Source organism: Thermoproteus uzoniensis 768-20 (assembly GCF_000193375.1).
Taxonomy (GTDB): domain Archaea; phylum Thermoproteota; class Thermoprotei; order Thermoproteales; family Thermoproteaceae; genus Thermoproteus; species Thermoproteus uzoniensis_A.
This window is the reverse complement of sequence record NC_015315.1, coordinates 1-23,562: the sequence shown is the minus strand read 5'-3', so window position 1 is coordinate 23,562 and position 23,562 is coordinate 1. Positions and strand designations below refer to the sequence as shown.

The 23,562-nt window shown below is 46.9% G+C and carries 24 protein-coding genes and 1 pseudogene; 19 read left to right on the top strand and 6 right to left on the bottom strand.

Annotated elements, in window-relative coordinates:
- Positions 1 to 27: 27 nt before the first annotated feature.
- The 17 genes from TUZN_RS00100 to TUZN_RS00040 all read left to right on the top strand — a co-directional run bounded on the left by TUZN_RS00100 (position 28) and on the right by TUZN_RS00040 (position 16,874).
- Entirely contained in the window at positions 28 to 384 is a 357-nt protein-coding gene (locus tag TUZN_RS00100; protein ID WP_013678866.1) for a hypothetical protein, read from the top strand.
- Positions 381 to 1,355 (top strand): glycosyltransferase family 2 protein, encoded by a 975-nt coding sequence (locus tag TUZN_RS00095; protein ID WP_052886266.1) that lies wholly within the window; start codon positions 381 to 383, stop codon positions 1,353 to 1,355. Before TUZN_RS00100 ends, TUZN_RS00095 begins: the two co-directional genes overlap by 4 nt.
- A gap of 40 nt (positions 1,356 to 1,395) precedes the next feature.
- A complete protein-coding gene (locus tag TUZN_RS00090; protein WP_013678864.1) occupies positions 1,396 to 2,622 on the top strand; it encodes a glycosyltransferase family 2 protein in 1,227 nt (408 codons plus the stop codon).
- Between the two features lie 99 nt (positions 2,623 to 2,721).
- The gene (locus TUZN_RS00085; protein ID WP_013678863.1) at positions 2,722 to 3,849 is read left to right on the top strand and encodes a glycosyltransferase family 4 protein; all 1,128 of its coding nucleotides are present in this window, start codon (positions 2,722 to 2,724) and stop codon (positions 3,847 to 3,849) included.
- A gap of 48 nt (positions 3,850 to 3,897) precedes the next feature.
- Entirely contained in the window at positions 3,898 to 4,629 is a 732-nt protein-coding gene (locus TUZN_RS00080; RefSeq protein WP_148678526.1) for an FkbM family methyltransferase, read from the top strand.
- A complete protein-coding gene (locus tag TUZN_RS00075) occupies positions 4,626 to 5,756 on the top strand; it encodes a glycosyltransferase family 4 protein (RefSeq protein ID WP_013678861.1) in 1,131 nt (376 codons plus the stop codon). The genes TUZN_RS00080 and TUZN_RS00075 overlap by 4 nt, the downstream gene beginning before the upstream one ends.
- Positions 5,757 to 5,760: 4 nt before the next feature.
- Positions 5,761 to 6,045, top strand: coding sequence for an NAD-dependent epimerase/dehydratase family protein (locus TUZN_RS00070; protein WP_013678860.1), 285 nt, complete (start codon positions 5,761 to 5,763; stop codon positions 6,043 to 6,045).
- Between the two features lie 5 nt (positions 6,046 to 6,050).
- Positions 6,051 to 6,200 carry a hypothetical protein gene (locus TUZN_RS11175; RefSeq protein ID WP_158305061.1) on the top strand — a complete coding sequence of 50 codons (150 nt, stop codon included), beginning with the start codon at positions 6,051 to 6,053 and terminating at the stop codon, positions 6,198 to 6,200.
- A 204-nt stretch (positions 6,201 to 6,404) separates the two neighbouring features.
- Positions 6,405 to 7,220, top strand: a complete 816-nt coding sequence (locus tag TUZN_RS00065) for a glycosyltransferase family 2 protein (protein WP_148678525.1) — start codon at positions 6,405 to 6,407, stop codon at positions 7,218 to 7,220.
- A gap of 2 nt (positions 7,221 to 7,222) precedes the next feature.
- Positions 7,223 to 8,431: a glycosyltransferase family 4 protein gene (locus TUZN_RS00060; protein WP_013678858.1), complete on the top strand. Its 1,209-nt coding sequence runs from the start codon at positions 7,223 to 7,225 to the stop codon at positions 8,429 to 8,431.
- Positions 8,428 to 9,654 carry a glycosyltransferase family 4 protein gene (locus tag TUZN_RS10905; protein WP_013678857.1) on the top strand — a complete coding sequence of 409 codons (1,227 nt, stop codon included), beginning with the start codon at positions 8,428 to 8,430 and terminating at the stop codon, positions 9,652 to 9,654. Before TUZN_RS00060 ends, TUZN_RS10905 begins: the two co-directional genes overlap by 4 nt.
- Positions 9,655 to 9,943: 289 nt before the next feature.
- Entirely contained in the window at positions 9,944 to 10,108 is a 165-nt protein-coding gene (locus TUZN_RS11170; protein ID WP_158305060.1) for a hypothetical protein, read from the top strand.
- Between the two features lie 56 nt (positions 10,109 to 10,164).
- Positions 10,165 to 10,536, top strand: a complete 372-nt coding sequence (locus TUZN_RS10900) for a hypothetical protein (RefSeq protein WP_148678524.1) — start codon at positions 10,165 to 10,167, stop codon at positions 10,534 to 10,536.
- On the top strand, positions 10,523 to 11,848 hold the full coding sequence (locus TUZN_RS10895) for a glycosyltransferase (protein ID WP_013678854.1): 1,326 nt from the start codon (positions 10,523 to 10,525) through the stop codon (positions 11,846 to 11,848). Before TUZN_RS10900 ends, TUZN_RS10895 begins: the two co-directional genes overlap by 14 nt.
- A gap of 2 nt (positions 11,849 to 11,850) precedes the next feature.
- Positions 11,851 to 12,993, top strand: coding sequence for a glycosyltransferase (locus TUZN_RS10890; RefSeq protein WP_013678853.1), 1,143 nt, complete (start codon positions 11,851 to 11,853; stop codon positions 12,991 to 12,993).
- 5 nt (positions 12,994 to 12,998) lie between these two features.
- Positions 12,999 to 14,774 (top strand): hypothetical protein, encoded by a 1,776-nt coding sequence (locus TUZN_RS10885; protein WP_013678852.1) that lies wholly within the window; start codon positions 12,999 to 13,001, stop codon positions 14,772 to 14,774.
- Between the two features lie 1,089 nt (positions 14,775 to 15,863).
- On the top strand, positions 15,864 to 16,874 hold the full coding sequence (locus tag TUZN_RS00040) for a glycosyltransferase family 2 protein (RefSeq protein WP_013678851.1): 1,011 nt from the start codon (positions 15,864 to 15,866) through the stop codon (positions 16,872 to 16,874).
- Between the two features lie 769 nt (positions 16,875 to 17,643).
- Here the strand turns inward: TUZN_RS00040 and TUZN_RS11650 are convergent.
- From TUZN_RS11650 to TUZN_RS11645, 4 genes and pseudogenes are all read right to left on the bottom strand, one after another.
- Positions 17,644 to 17,799, bottom strand: a pseudogene (locus TUZN_RS11650) (PaREP1 family protein); the annotation flags it as partial.
- Positions 17,800 to 17,824: 25 nt separating this feature from the next.
- Positions 17,825 to 18,166, bottom strand: coding sequence for a glycosyltransferase (locus TUZN_RS00035; protein WP_202795129.1), 342 nt, complete (start codon positions 18,164 to 18,166; stop codon positions 17,825 to 17,827).
- 376 nt (positions 18,167 to 18,542) lie between these two features.
- Complete coding sequence (locus TUZN_RS00030; protein WP_013678850.1) at positions 18,543 to 19,793, bottom strand: sulfatase-like hydrolase/transferase; 1,251 nt, start codon at positions 19,791 to 19,793, stop codon at positions 18,543 to 18,545.
- A complete protein-coding gene (locus TUZN_RS11645; protein ID WP_272941293.1) occupies positions 19,786 to 19,944 on the bottom strand; it encodes a hypothetical protein in 159 nt (52 codons plus the stop codon). Before TUZN_RS11645 ends, TUZN_RS00030 begins: the two co-directional genes overlap by 8 nt.
- A 304-nt stretch (positions 19,945 to 20,248) precedes the next feature.
- Between TUZN_RS11645 and TUZN_RS00025 the strand changes: the two genes are divergently transcribed.
- Both TUZN_RS00025 and cysC read left to right on the top strand, forming a co-directional pair.
- On the top strand, positions 20,249 to 21,526 hold the full coding sequence (locus TUZN_RS00025; RefSeq protein WP_013678848.1) for an alkaline phosphatase family protein: 1,278 nt from the start codon (positions 20,249 to 20,251) through the stop codon (positions 21,524 to 21,526).
- Positions 21,523 to 22,080, top strand: a complete 558-nt coding sequence (gene cysC, locus TUZN_RS00020; protein ID WP_013678847.1) for an adenylyl-sulfate kinase — start codon at positions 21,523 to 21,525, stop codon at positions 22,078 to 22,080. Before TUZN_RS00025 ends, cysC begins: the two co-directional genes overlap by 4 nt.
- 154 nt (positions 22,081 to 22,234) lie before the next feature.
- On the opposite strand, the gene TUZN_RS00015 is transcribed toward cysC, so the two are convergent.
- Positions 22,235 to 22,597: a nucleotidyltransferase domain-containing protein gene (locus tag TUZN_RS00015; RefSeq protein ID WP_052885964.1), complete on the bottom strand. Its 363-nt coding sequence runs from the start codon at positions 22,595 to 22,597 to the stop codon at positions 22,235 to 22,237.
- Entirely contained in the window at positions 22,542 to 22,964 is a 423-nt protein-coding gene (locus TUZN_RS00010) for a HEPN domain-containing protein (protein ID WP_013678845.1), read from the bottom strand. Before TUZN_RS00010 ends, TUZN_RS00015 begins: the two co-directional genes overlap by 56 nt.
- Positions 22,965 to 23,562: the final 598 nt, after the last annotated feature.

Here is a 23,562-nt window from a genome sequence, read left to right as displayed (position 1 = left end):
TTTATTAATCGTGTCAATAAGTCGGGTATGCTCTTGGCGGCGGGGTTCAGGCCGACGCTTCTGGCACTTAAGGCGTTGAAAAGCCGCGCGCTGCGGAGAGGCGTGTGGGCTAGGGTGAGCCCCGCCGCCAGGGCGCTGGTAGACGCCGCCATCCTATACCTCAGGAGGGGCGGGAGGATTAAGTCCTCCGCCCTCGTGGAGGCCCTAAGGAGGGCCGCCGAGGAGGTGCTCAGGCTGACAGCCCCCCTCAAGCTGTTGGCCAAGGCCGTAGGCCTCGCCATAGCCCGGGCCAGGGGGGTCGAGGTAGACGAGGAGAGGGCAGTCGCGCTGGGGATACAGTGGCTGAACACGCCCAGGTGGTGGAGGAGGCCGGTAGGCGGCTGACCGCCCTCCGGGCGGGGCCGCGCGGACCTCAGACGGCCGAGGAGGAGCGGTACGTAGTGGTGTTGCCGACGCTGGACGAAAGGGAGGGGCTTGCCAAGACCCTCGACGAGCTGTTCTCCGTGGGGGTAGGCCCCGGGCAGATCTTGGTAGTCGACGGCGGCTCCCGCGACGGGACTTGCCTCGAGGCCGAGAAGAGGGGGGTCAGATGCATACAGCAGAATGGGAAGGGCAAGGCAGACGCAGTGAGGACTGCCTTGAGGGCCGTCGACGCCGATGCCGTGGTGATAATGGACGCCGACTATACATACCCGGCTAAGTACGTGCCCCAGCTACTGGCAATGCTGGATAGGTGCGACGAGGCCATAGGCGCCAGGGCCCGCCCCGAGAAGGGCGCCCAGAGAGCCGTGTTCAGGTTAGGCAACAGGCTGTTGACCGCTTGGTTCAACGCCGTGTTCGGCACCAGGCTGACCGACGTCCTCAGCGGCATGTACGCCGTGAGGAAGGAGGCATTGGAGGGGATTGAGGAGGCGTCAAGAGGCTTCGGCATAGAGTCCGAGATAGCCGCCCACATCGCCTCGACGGGGGGCGAGATCTGCGAGACGCCGATAGAGTACAGGAGGAGGGTCGGGAGGAAGAAGCTCGGCGTGAGGCACGGCGTCTTGATAGCCCTCGACATGCTCCGCCTCTCCCTCAGATACAACCCGGCCTTCCTCATATTCGCCGTTGCGTCCCTCCTCACGATCCCCGGCTTCTCCATAGCCAGCTGGGTCGCCTACGAGTGGATATTCCTAGGAGTGAAGCACTACGTCTGGGGCATAATCGCCATAGCCCTAATCGCCGGCGGCACCGCCTCGGCAACGCTCGCAGTGCTCGCCCTCTACCTCAAGAGGATGGAGATAAGGCTACTTAGAGCTGTCAGAGGCGCGCGCACAGCCCGCGGCAAGGCTACAGCGCGGCGAGGAGACACATAGCGCGGCGGAGAAGGCGAGAGGCGCGATCTAAGGCCGGCCCGTGTTAGGCCCTGCGCTGGCGCTCGCCGCAACCCACTTCGGGTTCCCCCTCGTCTACTACATATATGCCAGGAGGTGGCTCAGAAGGCCTTGGGGCGTCGAGCCGCGGGAAAACCACACCCCCACCATCACCATCGTCATCCCCACATACAACGAGGCCCCCCTCATCGAGGCCAAGCTAGAAGACATTGCCAGACAGGACTATCCCCCAGACAGGCTCCAGATAATAGTCGTCGACTCGGCCTCCACAGACGGCACCCCCGAAAAGGCAGAGCGCTGGGCCAGGCGGAAGGGGGCCCCCGTGGAGGTGTTGAGAGAGCCCCAGAGAAACGGAAAGGCACACGCCCTCAACCTAGCTCTGAGGCACGCCAGAGGAGACGTCGTCGTGATCACCGACGCAGACTCCCACTGGCCCGACCCCCAGACCTTGAGAAAAGCAGTGAGGTGGCTCGCCGACTCCTCAGTTGGAGCCGTCACCTGCCTCAAGAGGCCCGCAGGCGGCAGAGGCGTAGAGGCCACATACCGCGACTACTACAACGTACTGCGTCTCGCCGAAAGCAAGAAGTGGTCCACCCCCATATTCCACGGCGAGCTCGCCGCCTACAGGAAAGAGCTGTTGGAGAAGATCGGCGGCTTCCCCACCCACCTCGGCGCAGACGACAGCCACACAGCCGTCCTCATAGCGGCGTTCGGGTACAGAGCCATAGCCGCAGAAGATCTCCACTGCGTCGAGCTAGTGCCGAGGCGGTACTGGAGGTGGAGAGTGAGGAGGGCACAACACCTCATACAGAGCTTCGCCGCCTCGCTTAGGCTGAAAACGCCGGCGCGGTTCAAGCCTGTGCTCTACGCCGAGGCCTACCTCCACTTAGTCAACCCCTGGCTACTGCCGGCGGCCTTTGCGGCGGCAATAGCGGCCGGGCCCCCCGGCTGGGCGCTGGCGGCGTTGGGGCTGGCCCTACTGGCGTATACCCCCTACAGGACTTGGACAGCCATGCAGATATACCTCATTGCCGCGGCGATAAGAAACCTCTGGACAAAAGAAATAACTTGGAAAAAAGAAGACAAGACTCCCTACGGGCGGGATCTAGAAGAGGTAGAGACATCGTCAATGACCTCAGTCCAGCGCTCAAACTATCATGATAGAGAATACGCGCTCGCCTCCATCCCGGCGACAATCCCAAACAACCCTAGGCCCTCCGCAATTAATCAGGCAGACATCACACCGTGAATTGGAGACTAATCGCCCTCGAACACGCTACGGCCGACGCGTCGATCCACGCGACAACGTCAGCGTCCACCACGCCGTGATCAACCCAAGCGGCATGGCATGAGGATAGTCCACGTAGCGCCCTTCTACTACCCTGTGATCGGCGGCGTTGAGGACGTTGTCAAGCACATAGCCGAACATGTGGCTGGCAGAGGCCATGAAGTCTACGTGGTGACTTACAATAGGCTTAGGATAGGCGGCATAGGCTCACTGCCCAGGGAGGAGGTGGTAAACGGCGTCAGAGTAATCAGACTCAGACCAACCATAACTTGGAGCCACGGCTCATACAGCCCAGATCTACCCCAAGTCATAAAGTCACTAAAACCAGACATAGTCCACGTGCACGTCTGGAGACACCCACACGTATTCCAAATAGCGAAGCTAAGGAGAGACATGGGATTCAAAGCTATACTACACGGACATGCGCCATTCCACAAACTCAACCAACTAGGCGTAATCACCTGGGCATACCACAGACTAGTGGACACGTTCGGCAGGAAATACCTGAAGGCCTACGACAAGTACATAGCACTAACAAGACACGAAGCAAACATCGCCAAGAGGCTAGGTCTTGATGAGGGGAAGATCGAGGTGATACCAAACGGCGTTGAGGAAGATAAATGTGATATTAATAGCGACGCCAAGGCCGAGCACCAAGTCCTCTACCTGGGCAGGATAAGCAAGTCAAAAAACATAACCCTACTCATCAGAGCAATGAACTACATAATTAGGGAAGTGAGGAGCGCCAGGTTAATCCTGGCAGGTCCGGACGAAGGCTTAATCCCCGACATACTAAACTACGCTGAGAGGCACGGCATAGACACGCGGTACATGGGCAAGGTAGATGAGGAAATGAAACATAAGCTATACATGGAAAATACGGTCTACACCCTACCATCACTATATGAACCATTCGGAATAACACTACTCGAAGCTGGAATTCACGGAACACCATCAGTAATAACAGGAAACGGAGGACAGGCAGAGGCCGCACCGCCAAATGTGGCGAGCCTATGGGCAGAGCCCAAACCTGAGAAGTATGGAAAGGCCATAGCTACGCTACTAGCCAATGATGATCTTAGGAGGAAACTTGGTGCCCAGGCTAGGGAATGGGCTCAGAGATATGTGTGGAATAAGATACTGACTAGGTATGAGGAACTTTATATACAGATTGCTACAGTGAAATGATAGGAACATTAATAAAGAATTATAAATAATTATGAGGTATAGGTTATTATGAGGCTTCCAAGAGTTTTCTTATATAGAGGGTCAATGTTCATATACCTATTCTTACGGGCATTATCAAGAATGCTAACGGGGTTAGTGCCGGGAGATCATATTGTTATACCAACTATTATGGGCTTTAAACTAGTGCTACCTAAGCACGGCTATGCCTCTGGTGCTAGGCCCATTACCATCATGTTTGGACTTGTAGAGCCTCAATGGAGAGATTATTTCAAAGAAGCCGTAAAGTCGGCTAAGGTTTTCATAGATGTTGGATCAGCTAGTGATGGTTATTACGCATTACTCAGCACTAAGTTTAATAGAAAGATTCTCGTAGTAGCAGTAGAGCCATCACCAACCGAGTACAGGTATCTACTTTACAACGTGACTATAAATAATGTTAAGAATAATATTTTATGCCTAAATATAGGGCTCTCGGACCAATCCGGTAGAATAATGATAGAGAATAAAAATATATACCTCATAAAACTAGATGAACTTGTTAATGTATTAAAATTAGATACTGTTGATCTAATTAAACTAGATGTTGAAGGTGCGGGAGGTAAAATCATAGCGGGAGCAGTAAAAACGATAGAAAAGTTCAAACCTATAATCTTCTTCGAAGTCCATAATGATGATGAAAGAAGAGCCATTAGGAAGCTAAGTAAAATGGGGTATAAGATATATAAACAACCGGGAGACATGTACATACTTATACACCCTTCTAAATTTAACTACTCATGAAAATAATTCATATAGCTCATCACTATTGGCCTGTAGTTGGCGGCTTGGAGAATGTGGTTAGGGCTTTAGCCGAGGGCATGGCTAGGCGAGGACATGAGGCTCACGTAATAACGAGCCAATACGGAGCCGGGAATAGACCCAGGGAGGAAGTGATAAACGGCGTGTACATTCATAGGGTTAAGTCTACTAGATTTGGCTACCCAGACCTAACCTATCCGCTAGAGGTGCCTGGGGGCATTTTGAGGAATGCCGACATTGTTCATGGACATAGCCAAAACAGCCTATTCACGGTGAAAATGATTGAGGAGGCTAAGAGACTTGGCGCAAGGACCGTAGTTCATTTCATGGCTGTTGATGCGTTTAACGACCACCCAAGTAGGCTAATTAGGCTACTGGCACCACGCTATGGCAAGCGGAACGTCAAGAAGGCTATTGAGGCCAGCGACGTTAGGCTTGTTAAAAGCTTCAGGGACATGGAAATATTAAGGAGTAAGTATAGCATAAAGACGGAGTACATACCCGATGGTATCGATGAAGAACTCCTTGGAAAACCAAACATGGCTGAGGAATTTAGGCGTAAATACGATATACAAGACCCTCTCATAGTCTACGTAGGAAGACTACACAAGCTGAAGGGCATTGACATACTCATAAAGGCCCTAGCAATAGCCACCAAGGAAGAACCCAACCTGAAAGCAGTCATAATTGGACCAGGCGACCAAAGACCATATAGAGAATTAGCAAATAAGCTTGGTATTAGTGATAAAGTCTTATTTACAGGATTTGTAGATGAAGACATTAAAATCGGAGCCCTTGACACATCAATAGCCTTAGTCCTACCCAGCGTAAGTAACTACGTTGAAGTCTTCTCACTAGCCATAACTGAAGCTTGGGCAAGGAGGAAGCCAGTAATAGCCTCAGCAGTGGGCGAAATACCGTACAGGGTGAAGCACATGATAAATGGACTCCTTGTACCCCCCAGAGATTCGACGGCACTTGCGGAGGCAATAGTAACACTGGCGCAGGACAGAGAATTAGGCAGAAGGTTAGGGGCTGAGGGCAGGAAGTCCGTGCTTACTTGGGACGAGATAGTGAGTAAACTGTTAAGCATTTACTCATGTGGGTAATAGAATGGGCGAGATAACCCTAGTCACTGGCGGGGCTGGGTTCATAGGTAGCCATATAGTGGATAGGCTAGTCAACGAGGGCTTCAAGGTCAGGGTGATCGAACAACTTAAGCAGTGGCGAACTGAAAGACCTGAAACACCTCGGCATCTCGAAGAGGTCATGATCGGCTACCTAAAGAAAACAGAGAACGTACTCAGGGCAGTAAACGAGATGAACACAGTCTTCCACTTTCTTACGAAGAGACTAATATATTGCTACTACACTAAGTTTGATTCTATTCATTTCTAGTGGCTATGATAAGGGTATTGATAAGACTCGGTTACTACGAGGTTGGTGGGTTTAAGACGGTGATCGATAACTTGAGTAAGTATCTGCCTAGGTATAGTGGTGAGGTTATGGTGGCTACTAGGGTTGTTAAGGTTGAACCACCAAGCCAATGTTAACCTAATTAGGCTCACACCGGAGGAATTCTTACGGGAGGCTATGTACTTTGGTCTACCCATCATAGAAGGACTTGGTGGCTAGGGGTACGTGAAGCTCTACGAGGGAATGCTTAGCGATGAAAGTACTAAGCAGTAAGCCTAAGATAGCTAAGAGATATATTGAAATCATTGGAAAGCAAACTAAGGAGGGTTAAGAAATTGGCTATGAAGATTTCAGTAGTTGTACCGTCAACAAGTCTAGGAAGGCTGGGTACTCTTCTTCGTAGTCTCGCTAACCAGTCAATTAAGCCTCATGAGGTGGTTATAGTGGTAAAGAATGTAGAAGTTAATGGCGTTGAGAAGGTGTGTACCGTCCTTAACCTAAATTGCATAGTGTTAGAACAGAGGGTTGGCTACTTTACACATGCGTTAAACATGGGGCGAAGGGCGGCCACTGGCGACATAGTTGTATTCACAGACGACGACGCTATAGCCTTATCTGGCTGGCTAAAGCGATATAGTGTATTATTTAAATCTTATGGAGATAAAATAGGGTGTATTTCTAGTAGGGACATATATCTGGATATCCAACGACTTAAACTATTACCCACGCCAGATGATAAGCCACATATAAGGCTGTATAGAACATTGTTAAGACCAGTTTTGGAAAAACCTATTCCGTGGTTAAGTAAATATTGGTGCGGCGTATACCTCGATCGTAACCTCCATGTCAAGCACGGATCATGCATACCAAGCAGAGAATGCTACTCTCTACCATTTAGAGGAGTAAATATGGCTTTTAGGAAGGAGGCCATAGAGAATGCGGAATTCCCTGAGCATCCAAAGCTGAGAAGAGCTCCTGGCAATGAGCAATATGTGGGCATTCAACTGATTCTTAACGGATGGGATTGCGTGTATACACCCAACAACCCTATACTACATATGTTCAGAGAGGAGAGTCTATCCCGTGGTAAAGATAGCAGTTACGACCAGGAAGTCAGTATCATGAGGCTCTCTTATTGGAGGCTACTACGAAAATAACGATGAAGGTGGCATTAATCTCTTCTGGTCTCGTACCAGTACCCCCAAAGGCTGGAGGGGCCGTTGAAGAGTATGTTTTCCAATTAGCTAAGCATCTTAGACTGCTAGGTGTTGAGGCGTTTGTTGTGGATTCCATAGACAAGAACATTTCTATCATGGACTACGCTAGTGGTGTTCCGATAGCTAGAATTCCTGTTCGAATCTTACATAATTTTCCTAAAAGAAATGTTGCTAAAGAGTTCTTATTTGGATTATACTCAGCTAAGAGTCTTAAAATGATGGATGTAGATATCGTGCATGCTAATACCGCTTGGGCTGGGTTCGCAATATCGACAAGTATCATATTGAGGAACCTTGATAAAAAGCCAAAACTTATATATACTTGTCATAACCCGCTATGGCCTGAGGACAAGGTCCATTTCGGAGAGTATGTCGTGAGATATGCGGAGGGCTACACAATGAGGAAGGCTGATGCTGTCATAGCACTTAATAAGACAATGCTCAACGCAATTGTCATGAAGGCTAGGGTGCCAGGACCAAAAGTTTACGAGATACCAAACGGTGTTGACACGGATTTCTTCAAACCGGGTCTACCAGGTGGTGGAGTCTTGGAGAAGCTTAGACTAACGGAAAGAGAATATGTGTTGTTTGTCGGTAGAGTTACACCCATCAAAGGCGTTCACATATTATTGAAGGCGTTTGAAACGATGATCTCTGAAAATTCCCATTTGGGTATAAAGCTCGTCATAGCTGGGCCTCTAACTGGTAGATTCAACTCAAGCGGGGTATCTGACTACGCCAAAACGCTCATTGAATACTCGCGTAGAAAACTAGGAGAAAAGGTGCTGTTCACGGGTTCGGTAGACAGAGAGACACTTAGAATCCTATACTCGAACGCTTGTTGCCTCGTACTACCATCATTTGCAGAAGCTTTTCCATTAGTTTTACTAGAGGCAATGGCAAGCGGGATACCCGTTATAGGGTCTGAAGCTGGGGGCATAGTTGATGTGATTCAGAACGGCTTCAATGGATTACTATTTGAAAAAGGGAGCTGGAAAGATCTTGCTGAAAAACTCAAGGTAGTTGTTGAGAATGGTGATCTCAGAGATAGAATGGGTATAAACGCAAGAGTTATGGCTATTAGGAGATACAGTTGGTATTCTATAACAGAAAGAATTAGAAAGGTGTACCTTAGGGTTTTGAGCCGATGAGAGTCATAATATTAGGACCTCGAGAGCCTATTCCACCGGTCAAAGGTGGTGCCATAGAGAAATTGACATGGGAGTTGGCAAGATTTTTATCTAAAAACAATATAGAGACGTATGTAGTGTCAACAACTACTAGCAATAAACATATTGGCAGATTCATTGAGATTGACGGTGTAATAGTTCACTACGTGACGCCGCCTATCCCAGGCGGATCGCTATTCTATTTCACTAAAATGCCTATCTTTTCAAGTCGTGCATACACATTTGTTAACAAGTTATGCCAGCGCGAATGTGTGGTGCACTCAGTTTATTTCTACAACGTTATTAAAGGAGATTACAGAAATACACCTTTAGTGATTACAGAATTTGAGCATTATCCTTGGATAAGGGAGTACATGTATCATTATCCATTTATTTCAACATACGCCAGATTGAGGTGGGAGATAGATGCCTTATTAAGAATACAGCTTGCTAAGTTATTAATGCCCAGAGCTAAACTACTGACTTCTGTAAGTGAGCTACAAAAAAATGTACTCTGTCGCCACATACCCAATATATGTGATCGAGTAATCAAAGTCCCTAACTTTGTAAATACAGAGTTCTATAAACCAACTTATTCAAAGGATTTGCGCGAGAAGCTAGGAGACGGAGCCGAGGTTGTAGCAGGTTTCGTAGGTAGGCTAACTCCTCACAAGGGTTTGCATGTGTTGCTATATTCATTGTCAAAAATGGATAAACGTTTGCTAAAAAAATTAAAACTAATTGTAATCGGTCCGAGAAAACCTGGTTTTCATTTTCAATATACTAAGGATCTTTACGCAAAATATTTATATAGCATTGTTTCCCGGTCAGAACTTTCATCAGTAGTTAGATTCATAGGGCAAGTAGATGAATCAGAGATGCCTAGATATCTCTCAGCAATAGATATACTTATACACCCCAGTTTTGTAGAAGCCTTTGGACTAGTTTTAATAGAGGCTATGGCTGTCGGAACGCCCGTTGTAGCTTTTGATATGCCGCCTGTGAATGAAATCGTGACATCTGATGTAGGCTTTCTTGTTAAGCCATATATACATGAATTGACAAAGACACTAGAGCATATTGTGGAGAATAAGTATGAGATATATCGAAGAAAGGAAACAGCAAGAGATTATGTTGAGAGGAATTATTCACTAAAACGTATAGGACTAATTTTTAAAAACATATATGAGAACTTGATGGAATAACTTATGAAAATAGCACATACAGCTCCTTTCTTTAGAGGTGGTGTAGGTAATGTAGCCCTTGACTTAACAAAGGCTTTTACAAGTTTACGCCATGAAGTAATATTGCTACCCCCGCAGAAGCCTCCTAAAGACCTTAAAAATACCAAGCATTACAAAGCTTAAAATGTTAGGACTAAAGACCCTTTGTTCTCATAGTACAGAGAGGGAGCTAGTAGACGCTGGTGTGCCGAGCCACAGAGTTTTGTCTACCTTGAATGGTATTAGTAAGGACTTGTTTAGGCCTATAGCCGTGGTAGGGGAGGTGTTTAGAGTTAGACTCAATGACAAGGCCTTGCTTTACGTAAATCATGGGCCGAGAAGAGGTACCCATATGCTTATAAAAGCACTTGCAATAGTGAAGAGGGTGTATGGGGAGGATATAACTCTCCTAGTAGCCGGCAGGTTTGGGCCCTAGAAGCTACAGGTAGTATATTGAGGCAATAGTTAAAAAGCCTTGGACTCGAGAACAACGTGAGGTTCCTGGGCTACGTAAAGCAGGTTAAATTACCTCTACTCTATAACGTTGCAGACCTGACAGTGGTAACCTCATACTCGGGAAGAGGCCCTTTACGCTGGCATGTGGAACGCTTGTGGTGGCAACAAATGTTGGAGCGAATTAGGATTATTGATTATTTAAGTGCAATAGGTCTTACTAGTTTATTATTAAAAATTAATTCCTATGAGTTCTATAAAAAGCTGAAAGATAAGATTATTTCAATATTTAAAATAAGATATGCTATTGATACATGCCTGATACCTACATGGAATAATGTCGCTAAAACTTATTTATTATTATATTATCTAATATTCCAATGCGAGGAAAATAGTAATGAAGTCAATTAAATTAGCAATTTTTGGGGGAAGACCAAGCTCCTGGGCTGGGGGACATTTTACAGTTCTCTTTAATAGTGCTAAGGCTCTTCAATATGCGGGGTTAGACGTTGAAATTTTAAATATGTGTATTGACTGTTCACAGTTTGAATACAACATTATTGATAATATCAAAATTCTTAATATACCTTCAAAAGTATATAGACCATTTTCATTAAATTTTCTAGGTAAAATATCAGATCTAAATGTTGTAGGGAGAATTATGAGGAGTTCTGATTACATAATTACTGTTGACTCTATAAGTACTTTTTATTTTGTAAAGTTTAAAAATAAATATCAAACAAATAAAAATATAAAAATCTTCTGGGAGCCTGGAGGTAACGATTTAACGTGTCCTCTTCATACAGAAATTTGCCCCTATTCAAACTCCTATACTGAAACCTACGGACATGCCAAAGATCCCCTTTTCTTCGTAACTAAATGTCTTCCGCACATATTAAAGTCTAGAAAATATACTTTGTATAATACCTTCATATGGCCAATCTATACATCGATAGTTAGAAAGGAGATAGACGGCATACTTGCATCGAGGGGCGTTTACCTTGAGGGTTGTAAGCTACTTGGTTTAGAGGAAAAATGCAAATATATAGGATTTGGAATAGATGAAAACAAATTCAGGTTTAGAAGCAAAGATGAGGTAACCGAGGAATTTCTTAAATTTTTATCAAACAATTTAATGAACAACGATAGAAATACTTTATATTCTATGCTTTCAAAAGAATATCTATTTATAGGGTATATAGGAAGTGGTAAACCAACATGGAAAAATGTTGAATTACTGGTTAAATCCTTTCAATATCTAGCAAGGTTTTATTATAATATAGTTTTAATTATTATAGGACGTGAAATGGATAATTTAGTTAATTTTCTATCTGGAATAGAGGAAGATGTGGTTAGGCGAATATTTATCGTTAACAAAATACCTCACACTTTCATTCACTATGCATATAATATTATCGATATATTTGTCAATCCTTCCCTCCTAGATTCTTTGGAGATCAATACCTTAGAGGCACTGATGTCTGGCGTAATAACCGTGGCAAGTAATAGGGGAAACATTAATGATTTATTAACCAAAGGTATCAATATACCAACTTTTAATCCACAGGTGAATCACCTTGTAAAGACATTAAAGGACATAATAGATAATATTATCCATTATCGAGATATTACAAATAAGGAAATATATCCACAAGTGCGCAAAATTTTTAATCTAGTTTCATATGGAAAAAGACTTAAAGATGCATTAGAATTAATTGATTGATTATGAAGAGATATGATGATTTAATAATAGCTCAGGTGGGGTATGTAGCCAATGTTCCTTATTTTCTCACCTATGCATTAATGTCCAAAGGTTTTGAGAGTATTAATCTATTACCTGAGGATATAGTCAATTCTAAGTTTGCCAAGATCTTTTATGGCTCAAGATATAATGGAAATCCGCTTAATGTTAGATTAATTCCTATTAAAGGTACAGGTCTAGTTTACATTAATAAACTTGCTCACAAGTTTAAATACTTTAGTAGAGAAAAGTTCCTTATTGCTCATTTGCATATAGGTTCAGCTTTAAGGGATCATTTATTTCTTTGGTTTCTCGAAAAACTTTATAAAAAGAAAATAAAGTTAGCATTTGAGTTTCATGGAACTGATCTTAGAAATTTAAGTAGTTCAAAAGCAAAGTTCTTAAGGTATATTTATAATACCTTTCTTGTATCGACACCAGATTTGATAACGTATTGCGAAGCCTTGGAATTACCATGTATGTGGCTTCCCAATGTAGTAGACCCTTACTATATACTTTTCATAAAAAATAAAATTGAGAATATTATCTATAATAAAAAACATAATATTGAAAAAGGTTTAATCAAAGTATTAATACCCACTAGACTTGATGAGCATAAAAATCTCCAATTATTCTATGAAATGTTGTCTGAAGCAGTAAAAAATATCGATTTTTATATTCATATTACTCATATAGTATGGCCAGAAACCGTTGATGCCTTCATTAATAGAGTCTTGCCAACTTATAAGCATTTAACTAAAAATAAAAACATTAAATTTAAAGTCCTTCCACTCCAAAATAGATATGATCTTCTTTCGTTATATCTTGATAGTAATGTTGTTATTGGACAATTTAAGCTGGGCATATTAAGCTTAACGGAACTAGAAGCTCTTGCAACATTGAATCATGTCATTATGTCAAGGTTAAATGTTAGGACTAAGGCTGTTTATAGCTCTGAAGTGCCTGTATGTAGCATCAATGATTCATCAGAACTAGGTAAATGTTTTGATAGAATTATTAGTGAACCTGCTAATCTATCAGGTTTAGAGTTCATAGAGAGATATCATAGCATTGAAAAAGTTATAAACATGTTGCTCAGCTATTATTATAATGTTATTCATTGGTAACTAATATGAGCAGTAAGAAAAGGATTCTTCTCGCATTACTTATAATATTATCGTTATCAGGCTTTATAAGTGGTCAAATTACTAGTAATTATATAATAATTTTTTCATCTATAATCTTATTTATGTTTACAATAGCTATAATGACATATATAAGGAATTTAAATGCTTTACTGTTTGCTTTTGTTGGCTGGAGTATCGCATTATGGCTCTCATATTTCTTTATACTTTCACCGTTATGGATCGCTGCAAATGAAGATCTAAATTACATGAATGCTGTTGTTAATAAGATTATTGAAAATGGACACTATCCTTTTAATGATAATTTACTTCTTATTGTAAGACCTAATTATGTTCTATATCCGACTTCATTCATTATACAAGCAATGCTATCGACGGTTACATCACTAGCACCAGAGATATTGGCATATAGTGTGCCCGTGGTTATGTACGTAGCATATTTCATCAATATAACTATAACAATATTGATATTGAAGAAAAATAGAGATAAGACGTTAGACCTTTTTGTGCATATACCATCTCTGAGTTTTATTAATATTGTTATTTTTTTATATTTTGTGTATTCCAATGTGATAAGGAGCTTGATATTTTTATTGATATATGTTTTATATGTAATCTATCTTAACAAGGGAGATGCTCAGTCATTTTTCTTACTTATCGTTCTTTCTATCGCTATAGTAGTAGGGCATTCTCAAGAACCTATTACAATGCTCCTACTTCTTAGTATCTACCTCTTTTATAGTTTCGTATTTTCATCAAATCGTAATAAAGAAATGTTCAATAGATATGTAAAGTTTTATATAGTTTATTTAATGATTTTTATATCATACTCATTATATATTGCAATTACAGTGACCCATGAAATAGTTAATTTGCTTCAGAACATTTTTATGCTATTATACAAGTCTTCCATGGAATCTTTTGAAACGAAGCTATCAGTGGCTCAATCTGTCTTAACCCCTTGGGAAACAACTCTACTCGTTATCAGTTTTAGCATCACTTCATTTTATATATTTTCTGTATTAATTTTACATTTTATTAGATCGCTTAAGGATAACTCATTAATAAATTTAGCAAATATCTTTACTATATTAACCTATGGGACACTCTCATTGTTACCCTTAATAATTCCATCCATACTAAGCGACTTATTTTTTAGACCCTTTTGGGTTCTTGCTACATTTTTAGCAATATATCCTTATATATATAATCATAATATGATTCGCCACGAAAGCCTTTCACGTAAACAACTCTCCAAATTTAGAAGACCGCTAATTGGCATCATAGTCATTATAACTGTAACTTTATATGGTATTTTTGGAATAGTTTATAATAGGATTCATCTCATGTCTTCAGAAGTTTACGTACATGAAGCTGAAACTATAAATTATATATATTCAGGTTTAAGTAAATTAACTGAAAAAGGTATGTTGGGTATGAATACATTAGGTATTGTCGATTCTCCGAATCAGCCAGGTTATGAAATCTCCAGTGCATTAATACTATTAAATATAAGTAAAGAATGTATAATTTTCACGGAGCCCTTTTATAATTTCTATAACCTTACATACTTAAATGGCATAATAAAGTCTAGAAGTCCTCATATGTATAGTAATAATTTATGTAAAATGATACCAGAATATGTAATAACCAGAGCTACAGACGCGTCATTCGATATTTTAACAAATGTAGTATTTAATATGGGCAATGTTATTAAACCATATGGAACAAATAATTGGATTCTTATATATCTATTACGTTAAAGAGTACATTTATGTTTATTTTTATTGGAGTATGTTCTTAATGTTAACAATTAATGTTGTTAACAAGGTTATCTTGCCTTTGGCAAAGGGAATAGCTACTGATATTGATGCTCATATAGGCAAGTACACGGTGTTTTTATAAGAAGGTTGAAGTTGGAAGTGTTATAGTTATAGAGCTTTTGTCACATCGCTTCTTTCTTTAATAGCCAATAGCAAAGTTGAATAGTTGCTACGATAAGGTGGTGTTGGTAAATAGTGCTATTAACTGGAATAAGGGGTAAGCTGACACCCTCCGCACAGATCACGCACAGCCCCTCTACCACGAAGCCAAGAGACAAGGCTTGACCACCGTCACCGCCGTCACCCCCCTCCCCCCACCTGGACACCGCCAAGCCACATATTATCCATGTTCACACGCCTCTACTCCTCACATCACCTAGTCGACGCAACCACAGAATACTCGGCCAGCTAAAGAGCCAGGCATATACATTTACACCGCAAACCCCTACCTAACCATCCGCAGAGATGACGCCACCGCCAGGACCTACCACGCCCTAACACGCGCCGGCGCTCCCAAAGCCGCTATCAAATACACAGCAACGCATACCCTCAAGCGCCCGGCTCGCCCTGGAGAGTTGCCGGGATCCCAACGACTTTTAAGCTCTGTATATAATATAGACTCGGTGTCCCCCTTCACTTACGACAAGGGCTTAGAAAGAAGGCTGATCGGCCGGGGGCGTTGTTAATCCTCTAAAACCACCACTACAGTAAGTCAGGTCTATGCTAGAGAACGCCTTACAACCTGTCAACCCGGTCCTCTCCTAACCCCTCATACTAATAAGATTCAAGCCACCGCGGCGTTGGCAAGGGCGGGGACATGCGAGCAACTTACACATAAATCCCCGGGCAACCACGCCCACTGTCCGCCTAGCAACCCGGCTCTACTCAACGTGAACTTTCTAGAATCTGCGGCCTCAAGAAAGACTTCACAAACTCAAGTAGTTAACAACCCCCGCGGTTCTCCGCAGGCCGCTTATATCTACGCCTCACAATGTGTAAATTTAAATAAGGCTTAATCAGATATCCATAATGTCTAAATTGCTTTCGATAATTTTGCCTGTGAGGAATGAAACTTACAACATACTAGAGGTGTGCAAGAGCATCTCGGTACAGAGATTCAAGGAGGTTTTTGAGGTAATAATAGTTGATGATAGTGATCCTGAGTATGAAGTATTTGTTCAGAAATGCGTTGAAGTCTTGAGATCTTCAGATGTAGATGTGGAGTGGGTGAAGGGGTCTAGGAAGGGGGTTGGCATTGCAATGCTAAGCGGCTTGGAAAGAGCTCGAGGAGATTATGTCTTCTTCCTGGATGCGGATGATGTATTGGAGAGAGAGTTCATGGAGGCTGTAACACCGCTTCTCAACAAGGGATATTTTGTCTCCTTTCTATCAAAAGGTATAATATCGAGATGTTGTCGAAGCTTATTCTACGGTCAACAGCTCCTCTCTACAATCAGAGGCGGTTTACATTTTAATAGAACTTATGGTTTCGTCAATACTCTTTATATTTGGCAGAGAAATAACCTGCTTAGGGAAGCTAAAGTACGTAGACCCGATCTCTCACTATTAGACAATCTAGGACCTGCTAACCTAGCAACGTTGCATAGAAATTTGCTAAGGCATTATCACATAGATAAGGTGCTTGTCAAAGATATACGACACTTGTATGAGAAATTTGATGTAACGTTTATTTACAAGAGAATTAAATGGTATTATAGTAATTGTAGTTCACTATTGGTTAATAAAGACTACCTTTCGGCTCTCCTGATAGTACCTTTAACAGTAATAGCGATAGTGTTCCTTACAATGTATCTGGGGTTATCTATATTATTCCCATTAGTAACATATGCTATTCTCGTGATATTAACGGAGAAACTGACAGAGAATTGTGGATCTTATCAGCAAATGGTAGCCGGGATAATTGGCCTACCTATATTAATCTTGCTCAAGAGTATTCTCTTTTATGTGATCACAGCTGGGATAGTGAAGAGAAGAAAGGTTATGGTTAAGAAGGGCCCTGCCTGTACTATGAGTGTGTAGTTGCAGGGTGTGGCAGACTTACCGTCGATTGCCACTCCCGACTTGCGGTGCTTTAGTATTACATACAACCCCCCTTTCTATACCCCCATCTTCTTAAGGGCCAAGCTAAATTGGCATGTATCACACACCTGTCTAATAACGCCTTCGCCTCTTGGTGGTGTGAATACTCCTTAAACACGGCGTTGGCGAGGCGTTTGAGCCGGCGACTGAGCTGCTTGCCGACATGGATTTCCTCTAGCAGATCCCCTCCTAGAGGCGTCGGGACGCGGCCCGGGCAGATCTCCGGCAGGCCCACCCCCGCCCCACCAACAGATAAAGGACACAGAAAAATAGAGAAACCCAGAGAGGAACCCTACCTCATCATATGGAAGCCCACAGCCTCTACACCAAAGCAGAGAACTGGATTGAGTTTTCTTACCTAATACCCAAAATCGTAGACCAAGCCAAATGCTGAGTACAGCCCCCCACATAGGCCCACGAGATATGGCACGCCGCATACCCACGACACGCCGCTTATGCCGCTGAGGCCGCCGCCAGCTTCGACGAAAAACTAGCCCAAGAAGCACACGTAATAGCCACCTCAGATCACGGCGAGTAGCTAAAAGAGGGAGTATTCCACGGATTCCCACCAGACGACGAACAGGCACTCGTACCTCTCGCCGCCACGTTCCCACTAAAGATACAGGGGCTCCTCTCGCTCACCGAGATCCCCCAGATAATACGCCAGCTAGCAGAAGGACGGGCATCCACAGCAGGAAGAAAATACGCAAAAACTGTTCCCCGCGGCGTTCCTCACCAGGCCTCGTCTTAGGTACTCAAGGGCGAGGCCAGCCTCCACCAACGCCTCCAGAAGTCAGGCGTTCACGTAGTCCTCGGCGGATGGCTTTGGGGAGGGCCTCTCCAAAACCTCCACATCCGCATCAATATGGCTATACTAGAACCTCCCTGTGCTACGGAAGCGCATAGATCGAAGCCCTCGAGCACCCCTCAGCCAGATAAGAATTGTTGATGGAGCCGATAAGTTTCAACTCTACCACTAAGCCCAACTCATTAACTAAATTCACTAACTTGCTGAAGTACTCCCTGTCGATCACCGGATCAATAATCCTCAACCTCCACTGAGGATACTTACTGGCCACCTTAGCGAAGGCGGTTGTGAGGTCGTGAATGCCCTTGATCGGTTCAACCCTAGCCATGGTGAGCGCAATGGGCTCACACGGAACATTAACTGGCTTCAAAAGCTCATCGCAGTAACCAATATACACAAACATATTAAAGTAAAGGCAGGACATGGACATGACCGCATTCAGTAAAGCCTCATGACTCTCCTCCGAGTTATCTGGGTCTGCGGAGTACCTTTTTTCTTCTTCGCCGTATCCGAAGTAGAGTTAGAGTATCATTTTTAGGTATTGCTGGGAGGTTTCGCCGCGCTTCTCGTTAGAGGGTATCATATAGCTTTATCGTCTATGTCTGATGCAGGGCATTTGGGTTGGTGTGGTTGATGGTGTTTTTTGTTTAATTTGCTTTTGTGTGTTTACGGCACATGCGGCGTTGGGAAGCAGTACGTCTGGGAGCGGAGGGGCCTCCGGTATATCGTGTTTTAGCTAGGAGTTTGTAAAAGACCTTATCCATCGGCTAGAGAGATTCTATAGTAGGTATAGGGTTTGGTTACAGTATTTCTGGTTTTCCAATATCTCGTGTATACTCTCTGAACACTTTCTCTACTTTGTCTTCCGTTTTGTTGTAGATGAAGTCTCGTTTAGCTGATATTACTCTGATCTTGTGGTGGTAATGGCGGCTATTTATGTAGCGCTTCCATTTTCCGAAGGGCTCAGGGTCGCCGATTCCGTGCGTTTCTGCAAAAACTACAGAACGCCCTATCTCATCTATGTTTGGATCGATTATTCGTGGTATTTCTGTTAGTGAAAGTAGTCCTCTCTGCTTTTTGGATTTTCCGGGGTATTTGACGTATAGAGGTACTCGTAGGTTTCCATCGAGGAGGGAATATATGTGGCCTAGTCCGCCATCGCCGAGGAGTTCTCCGTGATCTGATGTGATGATTACGAGGGTGTTGTCCCAGTTTCCCTTCTGCTTTATCTGGTGGACGATTTCTATGGCGATCTTAGTAGCCTCTTGGGCGTGTAGGGGGTAGTTCCGCCATAGCTCCAACGCCTTGGGATTTACCTGGCCGGTAGCGAGCCACTCGCCGACATAGCTTAACTGTCGGCGACCTACGAGATCTTTACGGGTGTATGGACTGTGCGCCTCCATGACGTTGATGCATAAAAAGTAGGGCTCCTGTGGCTTGAGGTGGTTGACTAGCCTTATGATGGTGTCGCCTCCCTTCTTCATCACGTATCTCTCGGAGAGATATCTTGGCAATCTGTAGATAAGGCGTAATCTCCTTTCTAGGTATAGCTTGGCGGCTTCCAGCGCCATGCCGTATTTCGATTCTCTCAGGAGCTCCAAAGCTACCTTTAGCTTGGATCCATGTTTAGCGAACATGTAGTCGTATTTTGTATATACAACAGTCATGGTTTTTGTTGTAACCGGATCTACCAAATATTGGACATCGGCATTGAAGCCGAAATCTTGAGAGATAATGGGGTTTGCCGATATCAGATAGGTGGTGTATCCGGCTGCCTTAAGCTCGCCTAGAATGCCTCCGTCTAATTTTGCCATTCTTATCCGCGAAAGCGCGGCTAGATCAACGCCGTAAGTCCCTCTTCTTTCGTGTATTCCGTGTTCTGAGGGGTAGAGACCTGTGAACATGGAGGCGTGGCTTGGCAACGTCCAGGGGGCTGGTGCGTAGACGTTTTCGTATTTGACGAAGCCCAGCTGGGTGAGTGGCTCGAGGCCCTGTGCGTGGTCTTCTCTGAGCGTGTCTAGGACGATGAGGACGATGTTTGGTTTAGGCATATCCGAGGTCTCTGAGGCGGCGGAGCACCTCTTTTTCCTCTTCTTCGCCGTATCCGAAGTATAGCTCTAGTATTCTCTTGAGCGTCTGCTGGGGGGTCTCGCCGCGTGTCTGGGCCTCTTTTAACAACGCAGAGTACAGCTTGTCGTCTATTTCGACGCAGGCACTCCGTGGTGTAGTTGGGGTGTTTTTATAGATTAACTAAGGTATTGGGGTTTTGTTTTTGGTTGTGGGTCGCTACACTGTGTCTATTCCTGGAGCTTTATAGGAAGTTGGAGTTGATTCGGGGGTTTCGCTGTGTCTGAGTTTGCGGTGTGTTGGGGGTTTGGCGGTTGGATGGATGTCGGGGTCGCCGTCGGCGGTGCTGACGCCGGAGGGGCTCGGCGCATTAGGGGAGGCTGGAGGCGTTGGGGTACCTGAGTGCGTCTATGTTTTTTAATTAGTCGTTTTTGGGGGCGTGGCTAGGGTTTTCATACTGGCGCTTGATGGGATGCCGTTTGAGGTGTTTGAGCGGTTGGGGGATGAGCTTCCGAATATTGGGGAGGTGGCTGACTCGGGCTCGTGGGGGGTTATGCGGGCTGTGGACCCGCCCATTACGGTGCCGGCGTGGGCTTCCATGTTTACTGGGCGCGACCCGGGGGAGCTCGGCATCTACGGCTTCCGCCACATGCGGCGTGGGTCGTACGAGGGGTACGTCGTGACGTCTCGCGACCTTGGGGAGCAGTACGTCTGGGAGCGGAGGGGTCTCCGGTCTGTCGTGGTGGGCCTGCCGCCGGGGTATCCGCCGAGGGAGTACGGGGTCTGGATTTCGGACTTCTTGACGCCTCGGGGGCGGCCGTGGGCGTATCCGCCGGGGGTTATGGAGATGTTTCCGGGGTACGTGTTCGACGTGGAGTACCGCACTGACCGGAAGGAGGAGGCCTTCAAGGCGCTGGTGGAGATGGTGGAGCTCCGCTTCGCGGTGGCGGAGAGGCTTGTGGAGGCGGTGGGGTGGGATGTCTTCGTCTTGCACGAGATTGGGACTGACCGCGTTCACCACTTGTTTCAGAAGTTTTGGGATCCGGAGCACCCGCTCTACACGCCGGGCAACCCCCACGAGGACAAAATCCCGCGCCTCTACAGGCTAGTCGACGAGCTTTTTGGGCGTTTGAGGAAGCGCCTGCCGCGGGACGTGGAGTTTCTCGTAATCTCGGATCACGGGAACCAGGCGCAGCGGGGCGTGCTGGCTCTTAACGAGCTTCTGGCTGAGTGGGGGCTCCTCTCCTTTAAGTCGGAGCCTTCTAGGGGGGCCGACGTGGAGTCCGTCGTCGACTGGGGGCGGACGAAGGTGGTGGCGTGGGGCGGCTACTACGCGCGGCTGTTTTTCAACACGGTGGACCGGCCTCAAGGCGTCGTCTCTAGGGAGGAGGCGGATGATCTGAAGAGGGAGCTTAGGAGGAGGCTCCGCTCTCTCAAGGCGCCGTGGGGTTACATCCTGAACGCGGTTTACGAGCCTGGGGAGCTGTACCGGTCGGTGAGGGGGGACTTCCCCGACCTTATGGTGTATTTCGACTCGGTCCGTGTCCGGCCGGTGCAGACTGTGGGCTACGGGTCGCCGTGGCTTGAGGGGAACGACCGGGGCCCTGACGACTCGCTCCACAGCTTTAACGGGTTCTATGCCGCCACTTGGGGGGACGCGAGGAAGCGGGATATGCACGCCTTGGACGTAGCGCGGTTTCTCGAGTCTGTGTTATGAGGTGTCTCGAGAGGGGCTTCGTGGTTTGGCTGACTGGCCTGCCGGCGGCTGGCAAGACGACGATCGCCCAGCTGGCGGCGGCGCGGGTGAGGGAGGCGGGGGTGAGGGCGGAGGTGCTGGATGGGGACTGGGTGCGCTCCACGATAAACACCGACGCGGGCTTCTCTAGGGAGGACCGGCGCCGCCATCTTCTGCGGGCGGCGTGGGTGGCGCGCCTCTTGGCGAGGAACGGCGTCGTCGTCTTCGCGGCTTTTGTCTCTCCCTACAGGGACGTGAGGGCCGAGGTGAGGAAGATAGTGGAGGAGGAGGCGCCTTTCTTCGAAATCTACGTCAAGGTATCCCTCGCGGAGGCGATGAGGCGCGACCCGAAGGGCCTCTACAAGAGGGCCTTGGCCGGCGAGATCAAGAACTTCACCGGCGTCGACGACCCGTACGAGGAGCCGGAGAGCCCCGACCTCGTCCTCGTCAACGAGGGGGTTCCCGTCGGGGTGAATGTGAAGAGGCTGTTGGAGTTTTTGGCCGATTTGGGGCTTCTCCCGACGAGTATTCCTTAGCCGCGTGGCCTCACGGCGGCGCGTCCCGGCGTCTTCTATGGGGTTCGTCGACTTGGGTGAGGGGGCGGAGACTCGGCTCGGCGGCGTCCAGGCGGCTGGGGCGGCGGTCCGGCTCCGCGGTAGGGCAACGCGGGGGTCTGCGTATGCGCCAAGCTTAGGAAGGCGCGAGAGGGATTTTGCTGGTTGCGAGGTAGTCTTCGGCTTTTATCAGCTTTGTTTTCCTTCTGTAGATCTCGAGGGCGTTTTTCTTGACGACGTGTATTTCGAAGGGCGTCTTCACGCCTCTTTCCCAGAGCTTTGGCAAGATCTCTGCGGCGTCTTTTTCGGTGACTATCAAGATGTCTATGTCGCTGGACGGGAGGCTTCTGCCTTCGGCCACGCTGCCGAATATGTAGACCTCGGACTCCGGGTCGATTTCCCTCGCCGTGGACAGCACTATTTCCAAATACCGCGGCAGGTTGTTATGTGCCTCTATCCTCCTCTTGGCCTCTTCTATCAACAGCTCGTCCGACGACACTCCTCACCTCGTCGACGGCTTTTTTAAGTCTTTCTACCTCCTCCTTTGTGAATTCCTTGGGGACGTATCTCGCGGTTATGTAGGCGTCTTCCAAGAGGCTGAGCTCGACGCTTAGCCGGAGCGCGGCCTCCTGCAGCTCTGCATCCCCTGTCAGTCTATGTATCATTTCCAGCAGTCTCCTAACGCTGTGGGTCCTCGGATAGTCGGCGCCGAGCTTCAGCAACATCGCCTTTAGGTACAGCTGAAGGCTTTGCTCCAGGCTGAAGGCCGCTAGGTCGTAGAAGCCTCTCTCCAGCTGTGCTGTTGCCGATTCGTAGAACCTCCTCGACCGCTCCACCAACGCCTCGTACTCTTCCAGCCGCGTCACGGCGCAGCGACCGGCTTTGTGCGCCGCAGGCAGGCCCCTTCTCTCCCTAAGCCAGCCGCGCCGGGATATCTAGACTCCGCCGCCTTCCTGCCGGCGTCCCCCGAATGCTGGGCCGATCTGGGCAGGCCGCCGACCGCGAGCGTAGGCGCCTCCGGACCTGCTTCCCAGACTGCTGGACCGCCGTTTGGGCTCGGCCGCTCCCCCGCGCGGACCTCGGTGCCTAGACGTCTTGCGGACGTCTCTGCGCTTTGTCTGCCGTTGCGGACTGCCGCTCCCGACCCTACGCCGACCTCCGCCGGGCGCGCGGCCGCCCTCGCGGCTCCGCCTACTCCCTCCGGCGTTGGCCTCCTCTCGGCCTCTGCGGAGGCCCCGCCGCGTCGTGCGAGGCAGAGCGCTGGCATATACGTTCTGAGGCGGGTATTTAAAATGTCGTCTGCCAAGGCCTAGGCGGCGGGCCGCTCAAGGCGCCGAGCCGAGGCTCCGTTGGGGAGAGTCCCCGCGAGGCGTCCTATCCGCAACTAGCCGACGCGGCGCCGGGGAGGGGCTCTGCGGCGGACCTCAGACGCGCCGGCCGCCTGCGGAGGCGCGGAGAGGCGCC

Coding starts and splice junctions, on each gene's coding strand:
- TUZN_RS00070 (WP_013678860.1), top strand. CDS start 5,761: ATGGGCGAGATAACCCTAGTCACTGGCGGGGCTGGGTTCATAGGTAGC.
- TUZN_RS10905 (WP_013678857.1), top strand. CDS start 8,428: ATGAGAGTCATAATATTAGGACCTCGAGAGCCTATTCCACCGGTCAAA.
- cysC (WP_013678847.1), top strand. CDS start 21,523: ATGAGGTGTCTCGAGAGGGGCTTCGTGGTTTGGCTGACTGGCCTGCCG.
- TUZN_RS00040 (WP_013678851.1), top strand. CDS start 15,864: ATGTCTAAATTGCTTTCGATAATTTTGCCTGTGAGGAATGAAACTTAC.
- TUZN_RS10895 (WP_013678854.1), top strand. CDS start 10,523: ATGAAGTCAATTAAATTAGCAATTTTTGGGGGAAGACCAAGCTCCTGG.
- TUZN_RS10885 (WP_013678852.1), top strand. CDS start 12,999: ATGAGCAGTAAGAAAAGGATTCTTCTCGCATTACTTATAATATTATCG.
- TUZN_RS00100 (WP_013678866.1), top strand. CDS start 28: ATGCTCTTGGCGGCGGGGTTCAGGCCGACGCTTCTGGCACTTAAGGCG.
- TUZN_RS00065 (WP_148678525.1), top strand. CDS start 6,405: ATGAAGATTTCAGTAGTTGTACCGTCAACAAGTCTAGGAAGGCTGGGT.
- TUZN_RS00085 (WP_013678863.1), top strand. CDS start 2,722: ATGAGGATAGTCCACGTAGCGCCCTTCTACTACCCTGTGATCGGCGGC.
- TUZN_RS00080 (WP_148678526.1), top strand. CDS start 3,898: ATGAGGCTTCCAAGAGTTTTCTTATATAGAGGGTCAATGTTCATATAC.
- TUZN_RS10890 (WP_013678853.1), top strand. CDS start 11,851: ATGAAGAGATATGATGATTTAATAATAGCTCAGGTGGGGTATGTAGCC.
- TUZN_RS00075 (WP_013678861.1), top strand. CDS start 4,626: ATGAAAATAATTCATATAGCTCATCACTATTGGCCTGTAGTTGGCGGC.
- TUZN_RS00035 (WP_202795129.1), bottom strand. CDS start 18,166: ATGTCCTGCCTTTACTTTAATATGTTTGTGTATATTGGTTACTGCGAT.
- TUZN_RS00060 (WP_013678858.1), top strand. CDS start 7,223: ATGAAGGTGGCATTAATCTCTTCTGGTCTCGTACCAGTACCCCCAAAG.
- TUZN_RS11175 (WP_158305061.1), top strand. CDS start 6,051: ATGATAAGGGTATTGATAAGACTCGGTTACTACGAGGTTGGTGGGTTT.
- TUZN_RS00030 (WP_013678850.1), bottom strand. CDS start 19,793: ATGCCTAAACCAAACATCGTCCTCATCGTCCTAGACACGCTCAGAGAA.